An 18,260-nucleotide genomic window follows, 5' to 3' on the forward strand; every position below is an offset into this window, starting at 1 on the left:
ATCATGTATACTTCTGAAGTAAACGATAGCCTGTTCACACATCATAAAATTACCCGCATATACCGGCAGATAGTCCTTGAAGTTGTTAATTCATTCCCTCAAATCGGCAGATTGGCTGTTCAATACGCACCTACCTTTAGGATGATTGGTGAATTTCGTTTACCTTTAATCCCAAAAGCCAGAGTATGAATGGCTTACATTTTTTAACTTTACGCGCCTTAATTCTATTTTTTTGAAGCGTTACGCTGCAATAATCGCCCTGCTCACAGTGATGCTGACAACAGCCTCGGATGTGCTCGCTCAATACGAGAACGAGAAGGACGCTTCTATTCCGCTGGAGTATTTCTATGTAAAGCGCCAGGGGCCCAGCGGACTTCGCAAGATCTTAAGCAAAATTACTTTCGGCTTAAGCACAGGTTACGGTAACACAACGTTCAAGCACAGTCTTGATGGGTTTGGTGTGTTGCAGAATCCGGATTCAATGCCGAAACTATTTCGTCCGGCCAGTACAGCATCCGGATATTCCAATTGGATAAACCGCGTGCAGTCTTCCGGTAACACCGTACAGCCCGGAGCATTTCTCGCGAACTCGGATACAACCGAACTGGGTTTTAAAAGTAAAGCGTTCAACATTCCGATTCGTGCTACCTTACACGTTGAGATCAGTCGCTACAAGATACGTTTAGGTGGAGGTTACTCGTTCGAGTATACCAACGTTGGTGATTTCAAACCGACCAATTACTCCGATCAGATCAGTACATACTCATCCGAAGTATCGAGCTTCTTTCTGAAGAAATACTTTTTGATGGTGGGTGCACCTGTATACCGTTACAACGAATACCTGCTGGTGGTTGATGCCAACGTAGGTGGCTACAAGCTCGGCAGCAAGTTCGACAATAGCGTGATCAAGAAAGGAATATACTTCAACTTTGGTGTAGCGGTTGAACGTGAGATGTCGGAATACTTCAGGTTGTTTGTTCGCCCGTCATACGAGATCAAAGGCTATAAGATCAGCATGCCCGAGAGTGGTCCGAGCATCAGTCACAAACTCAATGCATTCTATATCAACGTAGGGGCTACCTACAGAATACCGGAGCTTCGCAGATGTTTTCTCAAGACTTGTCATGCGCAGATGAATCACGCACATGGTAATCGCGAGTATCGCAGCCGCAGGCATCCGATCTATAAAAAACAGAATCCACATTACGGAGAAAACTATCCGAACCTGATCAAGTATAAAGGCAAGAACAAGAAAAAGCTCAATCCTTACTAAAGCTTTTGATAGGTATATATTTGATTTTTAGCGGTATACATTTACACGTCTTTTGTTGTGTTTCAAGTTTGAAAAACCATCACACCCGCGTGATGAAATACAGTGTGAGTATCGTCCGTTCTGTTTACAAAACACAAACTATAGCTTCGTTGGTAAAGGCTTTTACGCTCGTGTAAAAAAGTCAATATTAACCCGCTTTTTTGAGCCTTAAAGTGGTAACTTTTACTATCTTGCGTGGCTTTAAAAAACGCTTAATTAAGCTAAAAACAAACGATTTTAGATGGCAGAAGAAACTGGTGGTCTGACCCCTGGAAGGCAGAGTATAATCCCGATTAATATCGAAGATGAAATGCGCGGTGCGTACATCGATTATTCGATGTCGGTAATCATTTCGCGCGCGCTTCCCGATGTACGGGATGGATTGAAACCTGTACACCGAAGAGTGTTGTACGGAATGTTGGAGCTGGGTGTAAACTACAATAAGCCCTATAAAAAATCAGCCAGAATTGTAGGGGAGGTATTGGGTAAATATCACCCGCACGGAGATGCATCGGTATACGATACGATGGTGCGTATGGCACAAGACTGGTCGCTTCGCTATACCTTGGTTGACGGACAAGGTAACTTTGGTTCGGTTGACGGAGACTCACCGGCAGCGATGCGCTATACCGAAGCACGTCTTCGCAGAATTGCGGAAGAAATGCTTTACGATATCAACAAAGATACCGTTGACTTTCAACCTAACTTTGACGATTCATTAACAGAACCAACTGTATTACCTGCGAAGATTCCGAACCTTTTGGTGAACGGTTCTTCCGGTATAGCGGTAGGTATGGCTACCAACATGGCTCCCCATAACCTGCGCGAAGTTGTAGATGGTGTTATAGCCTATATAGATAACAACGAGATCACGATACCCGAGCTGATGAAGTTTATCACAGCTCCTGATTTTCCTACAGGTGCATTGATCTATGGTTACTCCGGAGTGCAGGAGGCTTTCCTCACCGGCCGTGGTAAAGTATTAATGCGTGCCAAGGCAGAGATTGTTACATCGCCTACCGGTAAAGATCAGATCGTTGTAACGGAGATACCGTACATGGTGAACAAGGCGCAGATGATCGAAAAGACTGCTGCGCTTGTTAACGATAAAAAGATTGAAGGTATATCCGATCTGCGCGATGAATCAGATCGTGAAGGGTATCGCATCGTGTACGACCTCAAGAAAGACGCGATTCCAAATATAGTCTTAAACAACCTTTTCAAATATACCCAGCTTCAGTCTTCATTCGGTGTTAACAACGTGGCACTTGTAAAAGGCCGCCCGATGACACTGAACCTCAAAGACCAGATCAAGTACTTCGTAGAACACCGTCATGATGTTATTGTACGAAGAACAAAATTCGAACTGGCAGAAGCGGAACGCAGAGCACATATACTCGAAGGTTACCTGATAGCACTCGATCACCTCGATGAAGTGATCACCCTCATTCGTAACTCCAAAGATCCGGATACGGCACGCGAAGGATTGATGTCACGCTTCGGCTTGTCTGAAATACAGGCGAAAGCAATTCTCGACATGCGTCTGCAGCGACTCACGGGTCTGGAACGCGATAAGATACAGCAGGAGTATAAAGAAGTAATGGAACTCATCGATCGCCTGAAAAGTATACTTGCCAACGAACCGTTGCGTATGGAGATCATCAAAAATGAGTTGCTGGAGATCAAAGAACGTTATGGCGATGAGCGCAGAACTACGGTAGTTCACAACGATGATGACATCACGTTGGAAGATATGATACCGAACGAGGAGATGGTAATTACAATTTCCAACCAGGGGTATATCAAGCGTACATCACTATCGGAATACAGAACACAGGGCAGAGGAGGAGTTGGTTCGAAAGGTGTAACCACCAAAGATGACGACTTCACCGAACACTTATTTATAGCGCAGGCGCATAACTACCTGCTCATCTTTACCGATCAGGGTAAAGTATATTGGAAGAAAGTATACGAGATACCGGAAGGTAATAAAACGTCAAAAGGAAGAGCGGTTCAGAACCTGATCAATATAGAGCCGGGTGATACAGTTCGTGCGATCATTAACGTGAAGAACCTGTCGGATGAACAGTATATCAATAACAACTATGTAATTCTGTGTACCGAGGGCGGTACCATCAAGAAGACATCGCTGGAAGAATACTCTCGTCCACGTCAGGGCGGTATCAACGCGATTACCATTCACGAAGGCGATCGCCTGCTGAATGCATCGCTTACCAATGGAAACAACCACATCATCATTGCGAAGAGTGAGGGTAAAGCAGTACACTTCCATGAATCAGATGTTCGTCCGATGGGACGTAATGCATCCGGTGTACGCGGAGTGAGTCTTGATTCTGATACCGATAAAGTTATAGGCATGGTATGTATTAGCCGTGCGGATGCAAACCTGATGGTGGTATCGGAAAATGGTTATGGTAAACGTTCACTCATTGACGATTACCGTATCACGAAGCGTGGCGGTATAGGAGTAAAGACGTTCATGATCACCGAGAAAACTGGCAAACTTGTTGCCATTAAGGAGGTTGTTGATGACGATGAATTGATGATCATAAACCGCTCCGGTATTACCATACGTATCAAAGTCAGTGAATTACGCGTGATGGGACGTGCAACCCAAGGTGTACGCCTCATTAAACTGAACGATGATGACCGTATCTCATCTGTGGAGAAGATACAACAGATTGTAGAGGTTAAGAACGATGCGAGTGATGCGCCTCAACTCCCTCCGCCAAGTGAAATGCCTCCCGCTGTATCCGATGAAGATATAGACGATGATGCGCCTGAAGCGGAAGACGACAACACTGAAAACAATAACCCACAATAAATAAAACCAACAATGAAAAAGATAGCAGTTTTATTACTTCTGGCTATACCAGGAATGGCGTTGGCACAGAAAGAAGCAAAGCCGAATATTAATAAAGCCATGACGGCTCTTAAGTCCGGTAAACTTGACGAAGCTAAATCCATTATCGATGCAGCTACTACCTATGAAAAAACAATGACCGATGGTAAAACCTGGTTCTACAGAGGTGTTATATACGGTGCACTGGATACTACATCAAGCTATAACTCTACTGAAAACCTCGCATCCGTAGCTGCTGAATCTTTAAAGAAAGCAGATGAACTGAGCAAAGGTAAATCATCTACATACTTTGTACAGGATAACAACGGTGGTATGCTGTTGTACGATCAGGCAATTACCAGCATCAGCAACTCTTACCTGGTGAAAGGTGATAAAGCTTTTAACGGTGAAGATTTCAAAGGTGCGTTAAAGCAATTTGAAAAAGGTATAGCTTTCAAAGCAAACAAGCCTGATACTACATTCTATGAGTATGCCGGTTATGCTGCTTACAATGCAGAAGAAAGAAAGAAGGCTACCGATTACCTGGCTAAATATGCTGAGCTGGGCGGAAGAAGAACACAGGCGTTGACGATGCCTGCATTGCTTGCATACGAAGATCAGGACTACGAGTCTGCACTTACCAACGCACAGGCTGTGTTGAAGATCATTCCTAACCACAAGGATATGAAAGCCGTGGAGTTGAACTCACTGATCCAGTTGAAGAAATATGATCTGGCTGCTCAGAACCTGGAAGCAAGTGTAAAAGCAAATCCGAACGATGCACAAAGCTTCTACCTGTTGGGTGTATTGAACACCGAGCTTGGTAAAATGGAAGATGCAAAAGCAAACTTCGAAGCAGCGCTGAAAGTACAACCCGATTATTTCGATGCTCAGTTTAACCTGGCTAACTATTACCTGGTTGAAATTGATAAGACTTCAAAGGCTATCAACGAACTCGGTATAGCTGCAGCAAACGCAAAGAAAAAGCAGGCACTTGTACAGACTCGTGTAAAGCAGAGCGAAGCTGCTATACCTTACCTCGAGAAAGCTGAAAAGATGAAGATACCTTCTAAAGAAGCTGAGATCGAATTACTCCAGAAGCTGAGCTTGTTGTACTACTATATAGCAGACGATAAGAACAACGAACGCGTTACGAAGCGCATGAAGGCTTTGGGTGTTGAAGACTAACCAATAGGAGTTACTAACACTAACTATAGTTATAACTATATAAGGGGGAAGGAGCGAAAAGCTTCTTCCCTTTTTTAGTGACATATAGGATGGTTGACTCATTTTCTACTATCTTTCTAGGAAGTAGAAACCAAACACCCCATGTCAGAAACAGTTATTACCAAAGAACAGAAAAAAACACTTTGGTTCGTTATCTCAGCCTCTTCGGTAGGCACACTCATTGAATGGTATGACTTCTATATATTCGGAAGTCTGGCGACCATATTATCTGAACAGTTTTTTCCCAAGAGTAACCCGACAGCCGCTTTTCTGTCCACACTGGCAACTTTTGCTGCGGGATTTATTGTACGCCCTTTTGGTGCCATTGTCTTCGGGCGATTAGGTGATATTGTAGGAAGGAAATATACTTTCCTGGTAACGCTCATTCTTATGGGCGGCTCCACGTTCGCTATTGGTCTTGTGCCGGGATATGAATCCATCGGTATATTTGCTCCTATACTCGTGCTCGTTCTTCGCCTGTTGCAAGGTCTGGCCTTAGGAGGTGAGTATGGTGGTGCGGCTACCTATGTTGCTGAACATGCGCCCGCTTCCAAACGCGGCTTCTTTACAAGCTTTATACAAACCACCGCTACTCTCGGACTTTTCGTTTCGATCGGTGTGATCCTAGCAGTGCGTGAGTCGATGGACATCGTTGAGTTTAATGATTGGGGATGGCGCATTCCATTTATACTCTCCGCTATATTGGTGGGTGTGTCGGTATTTATACGACTGCGCATGAACGAGTCGCCTTTGTTTGCCAAGATCAAGGCAGAAGGTAAAATATCGAAGAACCCGATCAAGGAAAGCTTTGGTAATAAAGAGAACCTGAAGCTGGTGCTCATCGCTTTGTTTGGTGCAGCAGCAGGGCAGGGTGTGGTGTGGTATACCGGCCAGTTCTATGCCATGACCTTCATTGAAAAGACCTGTAACGTAGAGTTCGTACAAACGCGTAACATCATTGCCATTGCGTTGCTAATAGGCACTCCGTTATTTATATACTTCGGCTGGCTGTCTGATAAAATTGGCCGTAAAATCATTATGATGATCGGGATGATACTGGCGGTTCTGTTATACCGCCCGGTATACAGACAGATGTACCTGCTCACCGACATCCAGTATAAAACTGAAATCCCTTCGGAGAAGAATATCACCAAGACCATTCGTGTTACGGATGCGGGCGATTCGGTTACGGTAAAGAAAACCATTCATGTTTATGATGATGGCAGCAACCAGATATTGACCAACACTGCCATTAAGAGAAAAGCAGGAGAGAAGACTGTTGAAGATAAAAAAGAAGTTACCCTGAGTGGCGAACCTTACTATGCACTCATCGGCCTGGTGCTGGTACAGCTTGTATTGGTTACCATGGTATACGGACCGATCGCTGCGTTCCTGGTAGAATTATTCCCGACACGCATTCGCTATACATCCATGTCGCTGCCGTATCACATTGGTAACGGTATCTTCGGAGGGCTCACGCCATTCATTGCCACGATTTTATTCGAGAACAGTAAGACTGCTTCTACCCCCGCAGGTGATCCGCTGGCAGGATTGTGGTACCCGATCATCGTAGCGGCCATTACATTTGTGGTTGGTATGATCTTCCTCTCGAATAAGCCGAAGGCAGACGTTGACGAATAAATTATCGTTTGGTAACTTAGTGTCTTCCATGTTCTTTGTGCAAGAGATTTAAAAGTCCAATTACACGGAGAACTCAAAGAAGGCACGAAGTTTCTCAGTGTAATTACGGTTAACAGAACGAATAATCGATAACCAATAACGGACAACGAACCAAAGGATGCCATTCACGCCAGCCCATCCCGCCATTGTACTTCCGTTCCTCAACTGGAGGAAGCTGTCGGCAACGGCATTGGTGATTGGCAGCATGTCTCCCGACTTTGAATACTTCTTCAAACTCAGCGTGAACAGTACGCATAGTCACACCGTTGGCGGCATATTTTACTTTGATCTTCCCGTGGTCATTGTGCTGTCCGTAGTGTTTCATTTGCTTGTCAAGCAGAACCTGTTTGCCAACCTGCCTGTATTTTTTCAGCTGCGTTTTCACGATGCCCGTTCGTTTGATCTTATACCGTACCTGCGCAAGCATCCCATTCAGTTTCTGGTCTCCGCTATACTGGGAGCCGCATCCCATTTATTCTGGGATTCCTTCACGCACAACAGTGGATACTTTGCCCGTAACCTGTGGTTCTATAAAGGCACCGCTATACCGTTCGATGGTGTTAACTACCCGCTGTTCTATGCGCTGCAGCATATCAGTACCATTGTAGGGTTGATCTCCATAGCCTGCTATATATACTTTCGTGAACCGCAGCAGCACACTGTTATTACACGGCCTTCTGTCGCATATTGGCTGTTACTGCTATTGATTACTGCAGCGATCGTGCTGATTCGTTTTGCTATATATCCCGATGATTATAACCTGGGCAATGTGGTGGTGAGCAGCATCAGTGGTTTATGTTTGGCGTTGATCATCAATGGTATGTTCCGGTTTCGAAGTATAACAACAGCCTGATGGCAAAGAAACAATCACAATGGGCGCAGGTAGGTAAACGCAAGGTGGAGTTGTCCAACCTCGAAAAGATTCTGTTTCCGGAAGACGAGATACTCAAGGCTGAAGTTATTCAATACTATCTATCCGTTGCGCCTACTATCCTGCAGCACATCAAAGGACGGGCGCTCACGCTGATTCGTTTCCCGGATGGTATACATGGAGAAAGTTTTTACCAGAAGAACAGACCCGATTGGGCTCCTGACTGGCTGGAGTTTGTTACGCTTGGTAAAGAGAAGAAAGACTATATCATTGCTACCGAGCCGGCATCGCTGGTGTGGTTGGCGAATCTTGCCTCACTGGAATTACATCAACTACATGGGCGCAAACCAAATTTTGATTGCCCGGATTACATGGTGTTCGACCTGGATCCACCCGAAGGATATGATTTTAAAAAACTGGTTCCGATCGCGCTTCAGTTGAAAGCCACTATCGAAGCGTACGGATATACTCCCTTTGTAAAAACCACGGGAGGTAAAGGTATACATATATGTTGTCCGATCGAGCCGAAGTGGGATTTCCACACGGTGTTTGAAGCCGCCGAAGCAATCGCAAAACCTTTTGTAGAAGACCTGTCATCGAGTGTAACGCTACAGATCAAAAAGGATGCTCGCAAAGGGCGGGTGTTGGTCGATATATTCCGAATCCGTTCCGGGCAAAGTATAGTATCGCCCTATAGCTTGCGCGGTCGCGTGGGCGCACCTGTGTCCATGCCCCTTACGTGGGATGAACTGACAGAGCTTACCGATCCTAAAATATACTCCATCAAAAATGCCGTGGACAAACTCGAGCGCGATGGCGATGCATGGGAAGGTATAGATGCTTATGCAGTAGAGCTGCATACACACCGAAAGAAAAAGGCAGCGCCTAAAAAATTACCGCCTTCCAAAAAACATAAATCACCCGAACAACTCGAGACCTATACCAAGAAGCGCGATTTCGAAAAGACACCCGAGCCTTCGGGGACTAAACCGGATATAGCAGGAAACAGTTTTGTAGTACACCGCCATCATGCATCGCGACTGCATTACGATCTGAGACTGGAACAGGATGGTGTGTTAAAGTCATGGGCTGTACCGAAAGGACTTCCACCGTATCCCGGAGTAAAGCGACTGGCCGTACAAACCGAAGATCACCCGATGGAATATTTAACCTTCGATGGCAGAATTCCGAAAGGACAATACGGTGCCGGAGAGATGTGGATCTATGCGCTGGGTAAATATCAGATCACCAAAGACAAGAAGGATGGCTTTTACTTCCGATTGAGCAGTAAAGAGATCAGCGGGGAGTATCGCATTCACAAGATGAAAGATAAAGAATGGTTACTCGAACGCGTGGATGAACCGCAGGTCAATTACCTGAAGCAGACCATCGAACCCATGCTTTCAGAGACTGCCGAGAAACCACCGAAAAGCGATGACTATATATTTGAAATGAAGTGGGATGGTATACGTGCGCTCATTGTACTGGAAGACGGGCAGATCACCATGCGCACGCGGAATCATAACGACATCACCAACCAGTTTCCGGAACTGCTGGATGGTAACAAAGCCTTTCGTGCGACTAACGGATTATTTGATGCCGAGATAGTTTGCCTCGATGACGAAGGTAAACCTGTATTCAAACGCGTCATCAACCGGATGTCGAGCACTGGTGAAACGAACATACAGAAACTCACCAGGAGCAACCCGGCCTATTGCTATATATTTGACTGCCTGTACCTGGATGGACGGTCACTCATCCATGAGCCTTTGCTGAAGCGGAAGGAGTGGCTCAGAGATGCTATACGCCCGGAGACCCCGTATCGCATCAGTGAATTTGTAGACGATGGCGATGCACTGTTTGAAGCCGCGAAGCTTCACACACTCGAGGGCATCATGGCCAAACAGAAAACCAGTAAATACTTTCCGGCCAAGCGTAACGACTGCTGGCTCAAGATAAAAGTGCGCCAGACGGCCGAGGTGGTCATTATCGGCTATACCAAAGGCAAAGGCGAACGAGCTGTTACATTCGGAGCGTTGCAAATTGCCGAGCGTGTAGGCGATGCGTTGGAATACAGGGGCAAGGTGGGCACCGGCTTTGATGATGCCACGGTCAAAGATATACTTAAGGAATTGAAGAAGGTCGAACGCATAAAGAAGTCAACAGCCGTAGGAAAATTTGTAGACGCCAACATAACCACGTGGCTCGAACCCATCGTGCTGATGGAAGTAAGCTATTCCAAATTTACGCCTGACCGCATGTTCCGTGAGCCGGTATTTGTACGACTTCGTCCGGATCTTTCGGTGGTAGACTGATATTTACTTATTCACGCAGATCTTGTCCTTTAATTTTGCTTCGGCTTTTAGTCCTAACGCCTCAGCTTTCTTCAGGTCTTCACACGCTTCGGTATATTTGTTCAGGCGGTAGCGTGCAATGGCGCGATTGTAGTAAGCAGGGGCGGAGTCTGGTATATAGATGAGTGCAGCCGTATAGTCTTCAATAGCATCGGCATAACGTTCCTGCTTCAGCAGAACATTCGCGCGGTTGATCCATGCTTTCACAAAGCTCTCCTTCAGATCGATCGCTTTGGTATAGTCTGAAAATGCACCGGTATAGTCTTTCATCCGTTCTTTCACAATGCCCCGACTCAGCCAAATCTCCGGATCTTTCGGTTCGATCTCCAATGCCTTGTTATAGTCATCAAGTGCGCCTTTCAGGTAGCCACCTTCCATTCGCTGATACGCACGTTCGAGGTAAGGCGCCAGCATACTCGAGTCACTGTCGATGGCCTCCTCAAGCGGATCTTCTGATGCTTTTCGTTCTCCCTTTAACCGCTTGAATACAGCGATGTTATGCAATGCCACCGGGTGTTTAGGATTAATGAATAAAGCCTTGTTGAAGTCGTCTAGGGCAGCCGTTGAGTCCTTCATACTTTGCTTCGAAAGACCGCGATTCACATAAAAGTCTGCTTCTTTCGGAGACAGTCGTATAGCCGAATCCAGCCACGCTACCGAACGCTGCAGGTTGTTCTGCTTCTGATCAATAACACCGAGGTAATTATAGATCAGCGGGCGATTGCCACTTTGTGCAGTAGTGATCGGGTTGTTACCGCTGGTACCGGGCGAACGGTTGAAATATAGGGTTTGCGTTGCTCCGGGCGGAACCTTGAGGTAACGTGTGAAGTCTTCGTAAGCCTGATCGTATTTCTTCAGTTGATAACGGATCAGTCCGCGGCTGAAAAGTGCCTCCGGGTTATCGGGCTTGCGTTCCAGATATATACTATAATCGGTGAGCGCTCCTTCGATGTCCTTTAATTGTTCGCGGGTAGATGCGCGGATAAAATAAGCCTCGGTAAACCCGGGGCGTTCAGTAAGACACTGGTTGAGTAATGCGAGGGCTTTGCTATACTCGCCCGCGTCATGCGCTTCCTGTGCCTGTTCAAAAAGTTCTTCGGGACGAACGTTTTTCTGTTGAGCAAACACCACGGTAGTGGCGATGAAGAGGAAGAAAAATGAAAACACTTTCATGACGTGAAATATAACGAAAGAATCATCGCTTTCTTGCAAACCCTTTAGCATCAAATCCTGTTTAATTGATCATGGAAACCACAAAAAAGAGCACTCGAAAATCCGAGAGCAAGGCTTCGGATGAAAAAATAAAGTCAGCATATATAACCTATCTCTTAACAGAAGGTCGCCAGCCGGCATCGATCTTTAAATTCTGCCTCGACAACGGTATGAAGGAGGAAGAGTTCTATAACCACTTCGGGTCGTTCGATGCACTTGAGCGACATATCTGGAAAGGCTTTATTGACAAAACCATTGCCCGACTGCAATCCGATAATTCTTTCAACGAGTTCTCTACACGCGAACAGGTCCTTGCATTCTATTTTACTTTACTGGAAGAACTGCGCGCCAACCGAAGCTTCGTGCTGCAACAACTCTGTCACATCAAAAGGCTTGAGTTAACGCCTGGTTTCCTGAAAGGCTTTAAGGAATCATTCGAAACCTTCTTCGGAAATATACTGAACCAGGGCAAAGGAAAAGGGGAGGTTGCCACTCGCCCGTATCTCGACAAGCGCTATCCGCAACTCTTCTGGCTGCACATGGGTTTTATACTCACCTTCTGGAAAGAAGATGACAGTACAGGTTTTGAAAAGACCGATGCCGCCATCGAGAAATCCGTTAACCTGGCGTTCGATCTGATCGGCAAAGGCGCTGTAGATGCTGCGATTGACTTTGGGAAGTTTCTGTACCAGAACAAAAGATAGAGCCGCGCTGTTAAATACCTGCATGCACACACCTCACTTATAAACAGAGCCTTATTTTCTCTCCCAATATTTATGAAAGAATTTGAGCGTATACCCGTAACCAAAGTCCAGCGGGCCACAAAATTTATAACCACCGGAGCCAAGATCGGAACCAACTACCTGAAGCATTATGGTAAGAAGCTGATCAACCCGGATGTTTCCAGAGATGAGCTGCATGCTGATAATGCGAATGATATATATAATTCACTGAGCGAACTGAAAGGTGGTGCGTTAAAAGTAGCGCAGATGTTGAGCATGGATAAGAACCTGCTGCCAACGGCCTATCAGCAAAAGTTTGCCATGGCGCAATATAGTGCTCCTCCATTATCGTATCCGCTGGTAGTAAAGACTTTCCAGAATCATTTTGGAAAAAGTCCTGAGCAGATTTTCGAGACGTTTACGAAGAAAGCAGTGAACGCAGCTTCGATGGGACAAGTACACCAGGCCACACTCAACGGAAAGAAGCTGGCGGTAAAGATTCAATATCCGGGTGTAGGGGATAGTGTGAAGTCTGATCTCGCGATGGTAAAACCCATTGCACTCTCCATGTTCAACCTGAACCCGGTGGAGTATGACGAGTTCATTAAGGAGGTTGAAGAGCGCATGCTTGAAGAGACGGATTACAGTCTTGAATTGAAACGCTCCATCGATCTGTCGCAGCGAAGCCGCGATGTAAAGAATATAGTCTTCCCGCATTATTATCCTGAATTCTCCTGTCCGAAAATACTTACCATGGATTGGCTCGAGGGTAAAATGCTGGGAGAGGTGATTGGTAAAGAATTACCGGCAGGTGCTGCCGATAAGATCGGTCAGGCTATGTGGGACTTCTATCATTTCCAGATGCACCAGTTGCGTGCTGTGCATGCTGACCCGCATCCGGGTAATTTTATTATTACCAATGACTACAAGCTGGGCATTATCGATTTTGGTTGCGTGAAAGTTATACCGCAGGAGTTCTACAATATATACTTCCGCCTGCTGGATGGAGATTTACTGACGGATAAGAAGAAACGCGATTTTGTATTTGAACAGTTGCGTTTCGTTTACCCGAACGATACACCGAAGGAGCGCGAGTTCTTTATGGGCATCTTTACGAAATTAGTTGAGTTACTGGCGCGACCATTCCGCTCTGAAAAGTTTGACTTTGCCAACGATGACTACTTCAACGAACTGTTTTCATTTGGAGAAACGCTCGCGAATATGAAAGAGCTGCGCGAATCCAAAAAAGCGCGCGGTGTAGGAGAGGCCATCTATATTAACCGAACCTACTTCGGACTTTACAACATTCTGCACGATCTGAAAGCAACCGTAAAAACCGGTTACTAAAAAACAGATCTTTATTCATAAAGTATACATTCTTCACTGATCAAAGAATGTATACTTTTTTCATTTTCAGACTACAGCAGAAACGCATCTGTTTTCTGGAAGAACCACGTGGGCTCATCGTAGAATATAAAATGCTTGCCCGTGTCGGTGATCTCAACCGTAGCATGCTTCACGTTGCTTACCTGTGCCGTATACATGGCTACTGCAGATTCGTGCGTAACGCTATAATTTTTGTAGGCAATCCATGCACCCATTAGCAGCACAGGACATTTGATGGAAGCAACGGTTTCGCGCAAGTCGGTGGACATCATCTCGTACATGACCTTGGCCTGTGTTTTTACATCGGCCTTCTTCGCGATGGCCATCACTTCGTCAATGTGCTGCGGACTTGTGATCATCGAACCCAGAAACATGCGTGTGTTGGCTTCGAATTGTTCCTGTGTTTGTGCGCTCATCATTTTATACATGTTGTCGGCCATTGGCTTGGCGCTTTCAACAGTAGCACCGGGCATTTGTAAGGCGGGCATGAAGGGAACTCCGTCCACCGCGATTACTTTTTCAAACAGGTCGGGAGCGGAAGCGGCAGTCCACAAAGCAATGAAGGCTCCCATACTATGTCCGATGATAACAGGTTTCTTCAGTTTTTTCGTGCGTGTATAGTTGATCACATCGTCTTTTACAGCAGCCAGGAAATTGTCGCGTGTAGCCGGGGCGTTGCCTCCGAAACCCGCCAGCGTTATAATGTGGCATTCGTATTTATCCTGGTAGTGCGCAACGGTTTCCTTCCATACATCACCACTGCAGGTTAAACCGTGAATCAGGATCATCGGCTTGCCACTGCCTTTAACATCTACAGTAAAAAGAGACTGAGCGAACGATGCAATCATGTTGCCCAACAAAAAAGCAATCAGTAATCCAATGGCAGGAAGGGAGAAGATACGTTTCATACGAATTTGTTTTAGTTGATGCACCAAAACAACGCACAGACTACCGGCTCTTAAACTATTATTGACTAACGGTATATACTTATTGACAACCGTAGGGCGAACAGTCCAAGGTGAAGCATCACAGTTCAGGCAACGCCCTGTTCCAACACGAAAAACGGCTGGTCAATGCTTTCGAGCTCTTGGTCAATGAAATGTGAAGTGTAGAGGCGATCTACTTACCTTGCATCACTATGAAATCGAAATCCTCTTTGGGCCAGGTGTTTCTTCGCTACAAGCTTCATCATATCCTGTTCTGGATTTTCTATTTTGTTTTCTGGCTGTCGATATACTCCAGGAGTTATCCGTTTCCGTTGTTGCTGGTCAATACTACCTTATATGCTGTCTTTACCGCTGCTTCGTTTTACCTCATTATATATGTACTGCTACCTCGCTACCTGAACAAGAGGCGATACCTGGCTTTCTTCAGTTTATCCACTATAATTCTCGTAGTTTTTTCAGCGATGCTGGGCGCGGGCCTGTATTGGAACATGCACGACTATGTAACGCAATACAAGATTCAATACGTTCAAACGTCCCTGTATGGCTTTATTAGTATATTCTCGATGGTATGCATGTTGGGAGGAGCGAAGATGTTCAGCGACCGGTTGCGTTCTGAACGACAGCGCCTGGAAGCCGAGCTTCGATATTTGAAAGCTCAGGTTAACCCGCATTTCTTATTCAACGCTATCAACAGCGTATACTTTCTCATCAAGAAAGATCCTGATAAGGCTTCAGAAACATTGATCAAACTTAGCGACCTGCTGCGCTTTCAGTTGTATGATTGCTCGGATGAGAAGATACCCGTTGAGAAAGAACTCGACTACATTCAAAATTATATTGAACTTGAAAAGATACGGAAGGGAGCGCGTGTAAAAGTTGAGTATAGCTGTGAAGGCAACATGAGCGGTTTTCTGATTGCTCCCTTTATGCTGATTCCGTTTCTTGAAAATGCCTTCAAGTATGTGTCCAATTATGCAGACTATGCTAACGTGATCCGGGTAAAACTGGTGCGCACGGAAACAGAGTTTCTGGCAACCTTTATGAATACACACGAAAATGTTCAGCGAAGTGAAGTAGGAGGGATCGGTCTTGCCAACGTAAAGCGCAGGCTGGAGCTGGTATATCCCAATCAACACCACCTTCGCATCGATGAACAACGGGATACCTATACGGCAACCTTATCCTTAAAAGTAGCATGAACCGAAAGATACAAACCCTGGTAGTAGAAGATGAACCGCTGGCGCGCGAAGGCCTGATCAACTATATAAAGGACATTGACTTTCTGGAAGTGAAAGCTGCGTGCGAAAATGCATTGGAAGCCAACCAGGTTTTAACGAGCACGCCCATCGAACTCATGTTCCTGGATATACAGATGCCCAAGATTACTGGTATAGATTTTCTGAAGTCTATCAAAGAACCTCCTATGGTGATCATGACTACGGCCTATCCGAACTTTGCCTTGCAGGGTTACGAACTGGACGTGCTCGACTACCTGGTGAAGCCTTTTCCGTTTGATCGCTTTCTGAAAGCCGTGAACAAAGCGCGCGACTTCTTTGAACTGAAAACAAGAAGTTGTGAACCGGCCACCACCCGCGAAGATTACTTCTTTGTGAAATGCGATTATCGCTACGAGAAGATTCACTTTGACGATGTGTTATATGTAGAAGGCATGGAGAACTATGTTGTGATCCACACCGTCACCAAACAATTTATGACGTTATTAAGAATGAAAAACGTGGAGGAGACGTTGCCGCCATCTTCGTTCATTCGCATTCATAAATCCTATATCGCTTCCGTGAAGGCAATCTCGGCTATTGATGGTAATGAAGTTGTGGTGGGTAATAAGAAGTTGCCGTTGAGCAGGGAGAAGAAAGCCGAGATACTTGAAAAGCTACTCAAGAATTGAACTGGGCCGTTGTCGGGCACGGAATTTTTACTTTACCGTTTAAAAAAAGATGCTGTTTTTGTTTTGATAATAATATTCATTATCAGTACTTTAGTATCGTTCATTTCATTTTTTAAACTAAGTACCCTATGCGTGCCATCTGGAAAGGACACATTCAATTTTCACTCGTAACAATCCCGGTAAGAATTTATAATGCTATAGATTCTGGTCAAAGTATAAGTTTCAATCTGCTATCGAAAGAAGGCCATAATCCGGTGAGTTATGAGAAGAAAGATAAAGTAACAGGTCAGACGTTAAAGACAGAAGATATCGTGAAAGGGTATCAATACGAACCTGGGCAATATGTAATCATCGACCAGGAAGACCTGAACAAAGTAAAACTCAAAAGTGAAAAAGTAATTGAGATTGAAGGCTTTGTAGATACATCGGAAGTTAGTCCTACCCTTTATGAAGCTCCATACTATATTGGTCCAGACGGAGATGTAGCCGCGAAGACCTATGGTTTACTCAGTCATACATTGAAAGAAACCGGAAGAATTGCTGTTGGTAAAGTAGTGTTGCGCGATCGTGAGACACCGGTATTACTGGCTCCTATGGAAGGTGGGATGGTGATGTATCGCTTACGCTATCCAAATGAAGTTCGCAGCATGCGTGAGGTACCTCAGCTTCTGGAAGTTAAACCGGATAAAGAACAACTGAAGCTGGCGAAGACACTCGTGGATTCCATGACCACCAAGTTTGCCAACATCGAAATGAAGGATCATTATACTGAAGCTTTGAAGACTATTATCGATGCCAAGGTAGAGGGTAAAGAGGTTGTTACACGCATCGAAGAAACTCCGAAAGTGGTTGATATCATGACGGCTCTCAAGGCAAGTATAGATGCTGCGAAGAAACCAATGGAGAAAGCCAAAGGCGAAACGGCAAAAAAAGCAAAAGCCGAAAAAGAAAAACCAGCCAAGACTGCCAAACGAAAAGCGAGCTGATACTGTTACTCTGCCACAACACGTTATGCGCTATCAGTTAAACGAAAGCGATACAATAATTACGGGCTGATCCGGTTAGCTAATAAGGAAGCCTGATAACTGTCAGCTAAACAATTAGCAGATAACGTTTAACTTTACACCCGTGGCAAAAATAATCCAATTCAAAGTAGACCATGTTCCGGAGAAATTCGGACCGCAGCCTGCGCGCAGCAACAAGCAGCGCAAGCCGCAGGGTAAGGGTAAAGAATTGGAGAAACTTGGCCAGCTTAATCTCTTCACCGGTGGCAAGGTTGTTCGACTGAATCAGATCTCTGTATTCGAAGAAGCGTTGATGCTCGATGACCAGGGAGACCGCACTACTGCCCGAACTCGCTATATGAAAGCGATCGAAGAACACGACTCGATTGCCGATGCTTACTGTAACCTGGGCATTCTCGAATTCAAGGAAGGCAACAATACCAAAGCCATCGACTTCTTCACGCTGTGTCTGAAAGAAGAGCCACGCCATTTTGAAGCACATTATAATTTAGCAAACCTCTATGCGGAGGTGGGTAATTTTGCCTTGGCAAAAGTACACTATAGCGTATCCATCGAGATCGAACCCAACTTCCCGAACAGCCATTTCAACTTAGGGCTGACGTTAGCCATGAACAAAGAATTTGCCGAAGCTATCAACGCGCTGAAGCACTACCGGCAACTCACTCCAAAAACAGAACATGGCCAGGTAGATGAACTTATCCGTAAGCTGATAAGCACGTAGGAGACCCGCAGATATACACGGATTTATAATTCTT

14 protein-coding genes are annotated in these 18,260 nt (G+C 45.4%); 12 read left to right on the top strand and 2 right to left on the bottom strand.

Annotation, left to right across the window (positions count from 1 at the left end; all coding sequences use genetic code 11):
* Window positions 1-232: 232 nt before the first annotated feature.
* From ACFQ21_RS28160 to ligD, 6 genes are all read left to right on the top strand, one after another.
* Window positions 233-1,273, top strand: coding sequence for a hypothetical protein (locus ACFQ21_RS28160; protein ID WP_377585631.1), 1,041 nt, complete (start codon window positions 233-235; stop codon window positions 1,271-1,273).
* 280 nt (window positions 1,274-1,553) lie between these two features.
* Window positions 1,554-4,157, top strand: a complete 2,604-nt coding sequence (gene gyrA / locus ACFQ21_RS28165; protein WP_377585633.1) for a DNA gyrase subunit A — start codon at window positions 1,554-1,556, stop codon at window positions 4,155-4,157.
* A 12-nt stretch (window positions 4,158-4,169) separates the two neighbouring features.
* Complete coding sequence (locus tag ACFQ21_RS28170; protein WP_377585636.1) at window positions 4,170-5,363, top strand: tetratricopeptide repeat protein; 1,194 nt, start codon at window positions 4,170-4,172, stop codon at window positions 5,361-5,363.
* A gap of 141 nt (window positions 5,364-5,504) precedes the next feature.
* Window positions 5,505-7,043 (top strand): MFS transporter, encoded by a 1,539-nt coding sequence (locus tag ACFQ21_RS28175; protein ID WP_377585639.1) that lies wholly within the window; start codon window positions 5,505-5,507, stop codon window positions 7,041-7,043.
* A 157-nt stretch (window positions 7,044-7,200) separates the two neighbouring features.
* The gene (locus ACFQ21_RS28180) at window positions 7,201-7,935 is read left to right on the top strand and encodes a DUF4184 family protein (RefSeq protein ID WP_377585642.1); all 735 of its coding nucleotides are present in this window, start codon (window positions 7,201-7,203) and stop codon (window positions 7,933-7,935) included.
* On the top strand, window positions 7,935-10,268 hold the full coding sequence (gene ligD, locus ACFQ21_RS28185; RefSeq protein ID WP_377585645.1) for a non-homologous end-joining DNA ligase: 2,334 nt from the start codon (window positions 7,935-7,937) through the stop codon (window positions 10,266-10,268). The genes ACFQ21_RS28180 and ligD overlap by 1 nt, the downstream gene beginning before the upstream one ends.
* A gap of 3 nt (window positions 10,269-10,271) precedes the next feature.
* On the opposite strand, the gene ACFQ21_RS28190 is transcribed toward ligD, so the two are convergent.
* Complete coding sequence (locus ACFQ21_RS28190) at window positions 10,272-11,480, bottom strand: tetratricopeptide repeat protein (protein WP_377585647.1); 1,209 nt, start codon at window positions 11,478-11,480, stop codon at window positions 10,272-10,274.
* Window positions 11,481-11,551: 71 nt separating this feature from the next.
* Here ACFQ21_RS28190 and ACFQ21_RS28195 point away from each other — a divergent pair, with 71 nt between their 5' ends.
* Window positions 11,552-12,223, top strand: coding sequence for a TetR/AcrR family transcriptional regulator (locus ACFQ21_RS28195; protein WP_377585649.1), 672 nt, complete (start codon window positions 11,552-11,554; stop codon window positions 12,221-12,223).
* A 72-nt stretch (window positions 12,224-12,295) separates the two neighbouring features.
* Window positions 12,296-13,588, top strand: a complete 1,293-nt coding sequence (locus tag ACFQ21_RS28200; RefSeq protein ID WP_377585652.1) for an ABC1 kinase family protein — start codon at window positions 12,296-12,298, stop codon at window positions 13,586-13,588.
* Window positions 13,589-13,659: 71 nt separating this feature from the next.
* Here ACFQ21_RS28200 and ACFQ21_RS28205 read toward each other — a convergent pair whose 3' ends face one another.
* Window positions 13,660-14,535 (bottom strand): alpha/beta fold hydrolase, encoded by an 876-nt coding sequence (locus ACFQ21_RS28205; RefSeq protein ID WP_377585655.1) that lies wholly within the window; start codon window positions 14,533-14,535, stop codon window positions 13,660-13,662.
* Window positions 14,536-14,765: 230 nt separating this feature from the next.
* Here ACFQ21_RS28205 and ACFQ21_RS28210 point away from each other — a divergent pair, with 230 nt between their 5' ends.
* The 4 genes from ACFQ21_RS28210 (at window position 14,766) to ACFQ21_RS28225 (ending at window position 18,226) form a co-directional block, all read left to right on the top strand.
* On the top strand, window positions 14,766-15,773 hold the full coding sequence (locus ACFQ21_RS28210; RefSeq protein ID WP_377585658.1) for a sensor histidine kinase: 1,008 nt from the start codon (window positions 14,766-14,768) through the stop codon (window positions 15,771-15,773).
* Window positions 15,770-16,480, top strand: coding sequence for a LytR/AlgR family response regulator transcription factor (locus ACFQ21_RS28215; protein ID WP_377585661.1), 711 nt, complete (start codon window positions 15,770-15,772; stop codon window positions 16,478-16,480). Before ACFQ21_RS28210 ends, ACFQ21_RS28215 begins: the two co-directional genes overlap by 4 nt.
* A gap of 128 nt (window positions 16,481-16,608) precedes the next feature.
* Complete coding sequence (gene ku, locus ACFQ21_RS28220) at window positions 16,609-17,466, top strand: non-homologous end joining protein Ku (RefSeq protein ID WP_377585664.1); 858 nt, start codon at window positions 16,609-16,611, stop codon at window positions 17,464-17,466.
* 142 nt (window positions 17,467-17,608) lie between these two features.
* Window positions 17,609-18,226: a tetratricopeptide repeat protein gene (locus ACFQ21_RS28225; protein ID WP_377585667.1), complete on the top strand. Its 618-nt coding sequence runs from the start codon at window positions 17,609-17,611 to the stop codon at window positions 18,224-18,226.
* Window positions 18,227-18,260 lie beyond the last annotated feature (34 nt).

It is taken from the genome of Ohtaekwangia kribbensis (assembly GCF_042676245.1).
Taxonomy (GTDB): domain Bacteria; phylum Bacteroidota; class Bacteroidia; order Cytophagales; family Cyclobacteriaceae; genus Ohtaekwangia; species Ohtaekwangia kribbensis.

Coding starts and splice junctions, on each gene's coding strand:
- gyrA (WP_377585633.1), top strand. CDS start 1,554: ATGGCAGAAGAAACTGGTGGTCTGACCCCTGGAAGGCAGAGTATAATC.
- ACFQ21_RS28170 (WP_377585636.1), top strand. CDS start 4,170: ATGAAAAAGATAGCAGTTTTATTACTTCTGGCTATACCAGGAATGGCG.
- ACFQ21_RS28175 (WP_377585639.1), top strand. CDS start 5,505: ATGTCAGAAACAGTTATTACCAAAGAACAGAAAAAAACACTTTGGTTC.
- ACFQ21_RS28180 (WP_377585642.1), top strand. CDS start 7,201: ATGCCATTCACGCCAGCCCATCCCGCCATTGTACTTCCGTTCCTCAAC.
- ligD (WP_377585645.1), top strand. CDS start 7,935: ATGGCAAAGAAACAATCACAATGGGCGCAGGTAGGTAAACGCAAGGTG.
- ACFQ21_RS28190 (WP_377585647.1), bottom strand. CDS start 11,480: ATGAAAGTGTTTTCATTTTTCTTCCTCTTCATCGCCACTACCGTGGTG.
- ACFQ21_RS28195 (WP_377585649.1), top strand. CDS start 11,552: ATGGAAACCACAAAAAAGAGCACTCGAAAATCCGAGAGCAAGGCTTCG.
- ACFQ21_RS28200 (WP_377585652.1), top strand. CDS start 12,296: ATGAAAGAATTTGAGCGTATACCCGTAACCAAAGTCCAGCGGGCCACA.
- ACFQ21_RS28205 (WP_377585655.1), bottom strand. CDS start 14,535: ATGAAACGTATCTTCTCCCTTCCTGCCATTGGATTACTGATTGCTTTT.
- ACFQ21_RS28210 (WP_377585658.1), top strand. CDS start 14,766: ATGAAATCGAAATCCTCTTTGGGCCAGGTGTTTCTTCGCTACAAGCTT.
- ACFQ21_RS28215 (WP_377585661.1), top strand. CDS start 15,770: ATGAACCGAAAGATACAAACCCTGGTAGTAGAAGATGAACCGCTGGCG.
- ku (WP_377585664.1), top strand. CDS start 16,609: ATGCGTGCCATCTGGAAAGGACACATTCAATTTTCACTCGTAACAATC.